This window comes from Planotetraspora thailandica (assembly GCF_016863335.1).
Classification (GTDB): Bacteria; Actinomycetota; Actinomycetes; order Streptosporangiales; family Streptosporangiaceae; genus Planotetraspora; species Planotetraspora thailandica.
This window is the reverse complement of the sequence record NZ_BOOR01000079.1, coordinates 43,716-51,335: the sequence shown is the minus strand read 5'-3', so window position 1 is coordinate 51,335 and position 7,620 is coordinate 43,716. Positions and strand designations below refer to the sequence as shown.

Annotated in this window: 3 protein-coding genes; 1 reads left to right on the top strand and 2 read right to left on the bottom strand. The window is 66.8% G+C overall.

Going from position 1 to position 7,620, the window contains the following annotated elements; genetic code table 11:
• Positions 1-1,568: 1,568 nt before the first annotated feature.
• The gene (locus Pth03_RS37550) at positions 1,569-2,255 is read right to left on the bottom strand and encodes an HD domain-containing protein (RefSeq protein ID WP_239119678.1); all 687 of its coding nucleotides are present in this window, start codon (positions 2,253-2,255) and stop codon (positions 1,569-1,571) included.
• 1,067 nt (positions 2,256-3,322) lie between these two features.
• Here Pth03_RS37550 and Pth03_RS37545 point away from each other — a divergent pair.
• Positions 3,323-6,526: an ATP-binding protein gene (locus Pth03_RS37545; protein WP_203949260.1), complete on the top strand. Its 3,204-nt coding sequence runs from the start codon at positions 3,323-3,325 to the stop codon at positions 6,524-6,526.
• An 86-nt stretch (positions 6,527-6,612) separates the two neighbouring features.
• Here Pth03_RS37545 and Pth03_RS37540 read toward each other — a convergent pair whose 3' ends face one another.
• Positions 6,613-7,488: a bile acid:sodium symporter family protein gene (locus Pth03_RS37540; protein WP_203949259.1), complete on the bottom strand. Its 876-nt coding sequence runs from the start codon at positions 7,486-7,488 to the stop codon at positions 6,613-6,615.
• Positions 7,489-7,620 lie beyond the last annotated feature (132 nt).

Here is a 7,620-nt window from a genome sequence, read left to right as displayed (position 1 = left end):
AATTCCGTCAGCGTAGAAGGTCGTCGGATTAGCCCGACGAGCCAGCCAGCGCCTTTTCTATAGGTGGCTCGGTGTGCTTTGGGAGCCATCTTGGGAGCCACCGGTGCAGACGACGCCGGATCGAGCCGTACGGGCCTCAACGGCCGCGGCGTCGTCGACCAGCACCGCGAACCGATTCGAACGCCGTTGGAGATCGTTTGGGGACCTTGTAAACAGAAGGTTCTAGCCGGGATGACCTGATGAACACGAGCCAGGGTCGACCAGAATCAGGCGGTGAACTCACAGGCTTCTCTTCTGCTCAAGGCCGCCCGGATGTTCCCGCTTCGCGGGTTGCGCTTGACGACAACCCTGACGACAACGTCGGCCACCACAAGCACACGCCGACGGCCATGTAGCACCCTCTGACCTTGTATCAGAGGCGGCCAACAGGGGGATTGGTCCGCTGAAAAGCGGAAGGTCGGCAGTTCGACCCTGCCCCTGACCACAGCACCTGAACAGCACGAACGCCCCGAGCCGATCACGGCCGGGGCGTTTTTGATCTCCAGTGACAGCAACGCTGACAGCAACGGCTGCACCTTCACGGCTCGGCGGTCCATGACAGGCTGACACCTGTGTGGCTACTTCCTTGGCCTGTGGCGAAAGATCCAGACCACGGCACGGTGTTACCCAAGGCGCTTCGGACAGTTCGAGCCGTCGACACGGCCACGATGATCGAGTTGCTGCGTGAGACTTCACACTCTGCCAAGCCGCAGGCCATTGAACTTTTGGCTGCTCATCTTGCTCCGGGTGGAACCCACTACGTGATCCCTTGGCCACGTAAGTCGTGGGATGCGCTCGTAGAAGGCTGCATTTCTGTGGCAATGGTTCTCAGGATGAACGACGGCGCGCTCATCAAGAGCGGGCTTCACAGGTCTGTACCCGTGACACGTGTCCAGCAGCTTCCCCGGACGCTGTCACGGTGGGAGGAGTATCGGACAGCGCGGCGTGCGCGAGGCATAAGGCGAGACTTCCACGTGTGGTCCCGCGATCACCGGCACGACCACAGCTGCAAGCACACGCACTGCGTTGAAGAACGTGAAGGCCACTGCCCCTGCTTCACGTTTTCGGAAGACATGCGGACAGCGCGTGACCTGCCCGCCGGATTGGAACGAGGGTCGGCACAGGAGGCCATAAGGGTCTTGATGGCCAGGGGATTCGTCGAGATCCGAGCCGCGAGCCACACCGTGAAGCGCGCGTTGGCTGCAGGGGGAACCGACGAGGCTCTCCGGCCTGGCACAGCTCATAGGCGAGGGGCCGACAGTCGCAGGTGTGTTTAAGGACGCGCACGCGGGCAGCCCGGGGGAGTGGCTCACGCCAGTCGACACGCTCATAACCAGCCTGCGTCGGGGCAGGGTGGATGCCGTGGTACTCCGCGGGCAGGGGTAGGCCATCGGTCATGTCGCTTCTCGCCGGGCCTCCTGCTCGTGTAGCAGGTCTATGAACTCCTGAAGGTCATCGGCGCAGACGGTCTGCTGAAGGCCGGAACCGATCTCCTCGAAGCTGAGCCGTTCCCCGCGCCTCTGTTCCGATCAGCTCGGCCAGGCCGAACCCATTACGCGCTCGACCATGCTGACGTGACGGAAACCGGGAATGAAGTGCACCAATACGTCCGCACTTATGGTGCCGTAGGTGGTGTCCGGGCGGTCTCTGGTTCCCTCGAGAAGGGCTTGCAGGAACCCGTTCTTGAAGTCGCCGTGCGGATGAACAGCGGTGATCTCGTCCACCAGGCCACGATCCAGCTTGTCCAAGCCCACGCCCTGCACGTCGGTCAGCACGCCGTGGTGCGTGGCGGCGATCTCCGGGCCCATCCGGCCGGGAATCCCCGGCGTGCTGTGCAGCGCGATCGCTTCCCAGACCACGTCGGCGGCCGTGGCCGGAAAACCGCGGTCGAGCAGAAACTTGCGTGCGTGGTCGGCGCCATCGAGCTCGAAGCGCTGCTCCACGTCGGAGAAGGGCGTCAGCAGGCCGAGGTCGTGGAAAATGGCGGACAGGTAGAGCAGCTCCGGGTCCGGCCGCAGACCGACGTCGCGAGCGTGAAGCGCGGCGAAGAAGAAGACGCGCCGGGAGTGATGGAAGATGAGGGGGCTGGTCATCTCCCGGATGTGGCGTGTGGCTTCGGCGACCGCCGCCGTCTCGGGAACCTCCACCCCTGCGATAATTTCGGTCATGAGCTGTGCCCTTCTGGTCTCGGCGTTGCGAGTGGGCGGTGCGTCCATCTGCATCAGAAGGTTGTGGGTTCGAGTCCTCTCGGCCGCGCACATGTGAAAGGCCCACCACCACTCGGATGGGGTGGGTAGCCAGGCGTGCGGTCCGGCCGAATCCCGTAATCCAGACCGGTCCCGGCGTCCTCCATAGGTTCGGGGGGAGTCGGCTTGACTACTTTTCGTTCTGTGACCCCCTCAGGTGAGGGATGATCAGGCTCGCTTCCGCGTAGGGGACCACTCAAGGTGCATCACCTCCCACGACTGGCTCGAGCCTCTTCCCGAGGCCCCCACCTGGCATAACCTCTTGTATCACCGTGTCATAGCGGATTACGGCTTGCCCTGAACGGGGCGCAAAGAGGGCCTAATCGGTGCACCTGAACAGCACGAATGCCCCGAGCCGATCACGGCCGGGGCGTTTTTGATCTCCAGTGGCAGCAACGCTGACAGCAACGTCCTCAGTCATGCTGGTCGCGCATCCTGAAATGTTCGCTGAGTCCCACCTGTGTCCCCAGAAAGGAAATTGGCCACCTCCTGCATCGCACTGTGGAAGATGCGCATGTCGAAGTACGCGATGGTCTGAAGAGTGGGGGCGCCCTTGTGGTGACTGGGTAGCGGGACTCTGACACCGTTGGTCCGTCTCATGGAGTTGGAGGACGAGACGAGGGCCCGGCCCTTGTCGTCGAGGGAGGTGTGAGCGTAGATGGTCCGCAGATCGAAGGCAGCGGGACCGTTACCTCGCCCGCTGGATGCTCGCCATTGATCATGCCGGAACGCCAATTATCGACGGCTCACTTGAAGTGGATCGACGTCACCAAGAGGCGGCCGGCGGGCTCAGGTCGCAGCCGTTCTCGCCCACAAACATACGTATCTAAAAGGTCGGCACCACTTGGTGCTCGTCGCGGCAGGCGTGCTCGATCACGCCTTCCCGGCGTTCCGCTCGTTCATTCAACCCGGCTTGAGGTGGCGTGTCTGCCGACCCTTCTACGACCAATCCTGGACTAGTAGACTCGGTGCACACTGCGGTCCCAAACGGGTCGCAGGCGGACAAATCTGTAATGCCCATCCGGGAGTCGACAGACGTGACTGGGCCAGCGCGTCCCGTTAGGCCCGACGGCGAAGGTCTGTTAGTCGGCGCCGGTTCGCTGCGCCTGCAGATCCTCGGTCCGTTGCGGTTGTGGCGCGACGGCGTCGAACTGGACGCCGGCCCCCGACAGCAGGCACAGCTGTTGGCCCTGCTCCTGGCGCGCGTGGGCCGTCCGGTCAGCACGAGAGAATTGATCGACCTGATCTGGGCCGAGGACGTCCCCGCCAGCGCGCTCAACATCATCCAGAAGTACATCGGGGCATTGCGGCGGGTGCTCGAACCCGCGGTCCCCGCCCGGGCAGCCGGTACGTACCTGCACCGCCGCGGCGACGCGTACGTGTTCAGCGCCGGACCCGGCACGCTCGACCTCGTCACGTTCCGGGAACTCCTCGAAGCCGCCCAGGCCGCCCTCGCCGAGCAAGCTCGCGAAGTGGCGCTCGACCACTACGTCACAGCGCTCGGCCTCTGGCAGGGACCCGCGGGGGACGGACTTTCCCATGGATCGATCGCGATGCCGGTCTTGGCCGCCCTCGACGACGAGTTCCACGCCGCCTGCGCGGCAGCGGCCGAACTGGCCGTGGCGTTACATCGACCGGAGCGAGTGATCCCGCCGTTGCAGTTGGCCGCGTCGATGGCGCCGTTCCACGAACCCGTACATGCCGGCCTCATCACCACCCTCGGCGCCGCTGGACGGCAGGCGGAGGCGCTGTCAGCGTTCCGCGCGGTCCGTGACCGCCTCGCCGAGGAGCTCGGCATCGACCCCGGTCCGGCGCTGCAGGCCGCGCACCTGCGCGTGCTGACGCAGACCTCAAGGCCGCCGGTGGTGACGAGCACGGAGAACGAGGGTGACCGGGCACCGGCGAGGCAGGCACCCGGACTGGTCGGCCGGGGCGAGGAACTCGGCGTGCTGCGGCAGGCCATCGAGGCGGCGCTCTCCGGCCGCACCGGGCTCGGCATCGTCGAAGGCGAACCGGGCGCGGGGAAGACGCGCCTGCTGGAAGAGGCCGCCGCCGTCGCGGAACGGCGTGGCGCGCTCGTCGTCTGGGCTCCCTGCTTGGAAGGTGACGGAACACCATCGATGTGGCCATGGGAGCAGGCACTCACCGTTGTCGTCGACAGCCTGCCCGCGTCGGCGCGTGAGAAGTGGCGGGCCGGCGAACTCGGTGGTTTCCTCGAATCCGGAGACGATGACGCCGCGCCGCCGGTTGCCGGCAGCCGTGCCCAGTTCCGCCTGTTCGAGCAGATCGTCACTGTTATCGGCCAGGCCTCGGCCGAACAGCCGATGCTGCTGGTCATGGACGATCTTCAATGGATCGATGCCGCTTCGCTCCAGCTGTTCGGCCACGTGGTGGGCCGGCTACCCACCGGCACAGCGATCATCAGCGCCCTTCGCGACCGCGCACCGACACCCGGCTCCGACCTTTCGCGGGCACTGGCCGCGGCCAGCCGGCTGCCCAGCCATCGCAGGATCCGGCTCGGTCCGCTCAGCCTGACCGACGTGGCCGAACTCATCCGCCGCGAGACCGGCCACGAACCCAGCACGGACATCGCCCGCAACATCCACATTCGCACCGCCGGCAATCCCTTCTTCGTCCGCGAACTGGCGCGGCTTCTCAGCGACCGTGGCACGCTCGGCGACGGTGACGCATCGGCTCGGGCCGGGGTGCCGTCCACCGTGCGAGACGTCGTCCGCGATCGGATGGCCGGCCTCGACGACAACGCTCGCGACCTTTTGCAGGTCGCGGCGCTGATCGGCCGCGACGTCGACCTCGGCCTGCTCGCCCGCGCCGCCGGTGCCGACCTCGCGGAATGTCTCGAACGCCTCGAACCGCTGCGCGCGCTCGGCCTGCTCGAATCGGAGCCGGAGGACCCGTTCGCGTGGAGCTTCGCGCACGACCTGGTTCGCGAATCGGTCACGGAGACCACGGCGCACGGGCGGGCCATCCGGCTGCACCTGCGGGTCGCGGACGCGCTCGAAGAAAGCCAAGCGGACGACGAGTCCATCACCGAACGCCTCGCCTTCCACCTGTGGGCCGCCAGGCCCCTCGCCGACCCGGTTCGTACCGCAGAGGCGCTGAAGCGCGCAGGTCGTCGCGCGGCGGCCAAGCTCGCGTTCGCCGCCGCAGATCGGCACCTGGAATCAGCCGCCCAGATCGCGCGGACCGCCGGGCTCCCGGAACTCGAGCTCTCCGCCCTCTCGCTCCTCGCCATCGCCCCGCGTCGGCAAGCCGGGTTCGGCGGTACGACCTTCGATCTGCTGGAGCGTGCGGAACTTCTGGCCCGCCAACTCGGCCGGGAGGTAGAGGCCGCAGGCCTCCTCTTCGCTCGCCTGTTCGGGGCCTACACCTTCCTGGAGTGGGACCGCGTTCGTCTGGTCCGCCGTCTGTACGACCAAGGGGAGGCGTCCTTCGATCCGGTCGTCCGAGTGTACGGCCGGCAAGCCTGGGGCCTGCATCAGTGGGACATCGGCAACATCGGCGAGGCATATCGGTGTTTCAGCGAGAACAACCCCGCCCTTCTCGACGGGGTTGTCTCCTCGCACAGCGAGAGCCCGATCCGGCGTGACGTCTCGGGTGAGTGGCCCGGCTGGCTGGCCGTCGTGACGGCGCTACACGGTGACGTCGAGACGGCGGGAGCCATGATCGGCAAGTGGAACGGCCCCGACGACTCGTATGCGGTCGCGACCTGGGCGTACTACATCACCATCATCGCCTCGATGGCCGGAGACGCGGGGTGGGTGATGCGCACGATCGACCGGTGGACGACCGTGGGCACCGGCCGCGCCGCCATCCAGCAGGAGCACTACATCCGGCTGAACTGGTACTGGGCCCGTGCCCTCACCGGCGACGACCCGGCTGGTATCGCGGCGGAGGCCGAACAGCTCGTGGCCGGGACGCTGGTCGACCCGCCGCGGTGGGGCGTCGCCTACCACCACGGACTGCTCGCCGAGATGTGGTTGGCCGCCGGGAGTCCGGACAAGGCGGCCATCGCCCTCGACCGAGCGGACCAGGCCCTGGAGGCCTACGGCCAACGCTACGCCGAAGGACTTGTCCTGCTGCTGCGGGCGCGCCTGCTCCAGGCCTGCGGCGAACCCGCGGAAGTCGTACGAGCCGCTGCCGAAAAAGCCCGCGACCAGTCCAACGAACGCGAGTCGCACCTGTTCGCCCGCCGCGCAGAGAGGTTCCTCGCCGAGCTCTGATCGCACTGCTCAGCACGGGCGACACCGTCGCGGGGAGCCGCCTCCGGTGCCGGATGGCGACATCAGGGCACACGGGCCGAGAAGGGTCACAGTGAGGCACGCGTTCGAGTTCGACGGCTGATCAACCAGCCGAACCCGGGCGCCGTGAGGAACATGACAATGCCGTACACCGCGCCCGGGATGGCGATCTCGGCGCTGTCCAACAGCGCCGGGCTCAGCGCGATCGTGATGGCGAGCGCGGTGTTGTGGATGCCGATCTCGAACCCGGCCGCGGTGGCCGCGCCGTGGTCCACGCCGGCCAGGCGCGGCACGCCGTAGCCGATCAGCAGGCTCACGATGTTGAAAGCCAGCACGGCCAGCCCGACCGAGACGAAATAGTCGACGAGGTTCTCCCGCTCCCCGTACAGCACGGCGGAGATGACCGTGACCAGGACCACGACTGAAAGCACCCGGACGGGGAGGTTGAGCCGCTGCGCCACCTTCGGTGCCAGCGCGCGCACGAGCATCCCGACCGCGACCGGCCCGAGCACCATGACGAAGACCTGCTGCAACTTGTCGAACTGCAGCCCGAGGGTGGCCCCGCCGGGGAGGAAGTACCCGGCCGAGAGGTTCACCACGATCGGCAGGGTGACCACGACCAGCACCGAGTTGACCGCGGTGAGCGTGATGTTCAGTGCGACGTTCCCGCCGAACAGGTGGCTGAACAGGTTGGCCGTGGGGCCACCGGGCGACGCCGCGACCACCATCACCCCGACCGCCAGTTCTGGAGGGAGCCGGAACGCCGCCACCAGGCCGAAGCAGATCGCCGGCAGCAGCACGATCTGGCACAGCAGCGCAATCACGGCCGCCTTCGGATACTGGCCCACCCGCCGGAAGTCGTCCAGGGTCAGGCCGAGACCCAGGCCGAGCATGACGATGCCGAGAGCGTAAGGCAGACTGGCCAGGACCAAGGGGGAATCCATGGCGGACATTCTGGGGCATGCTGACAAGCTCTGGCATTCCGTGCGGAGCAGCCTGCCGTTGCTCCAGACCGTCTGACCCAGACAGCGCAGGCCGAACGATGCGGAGCGCGATCAAGACCCCGTGGCTTTTGC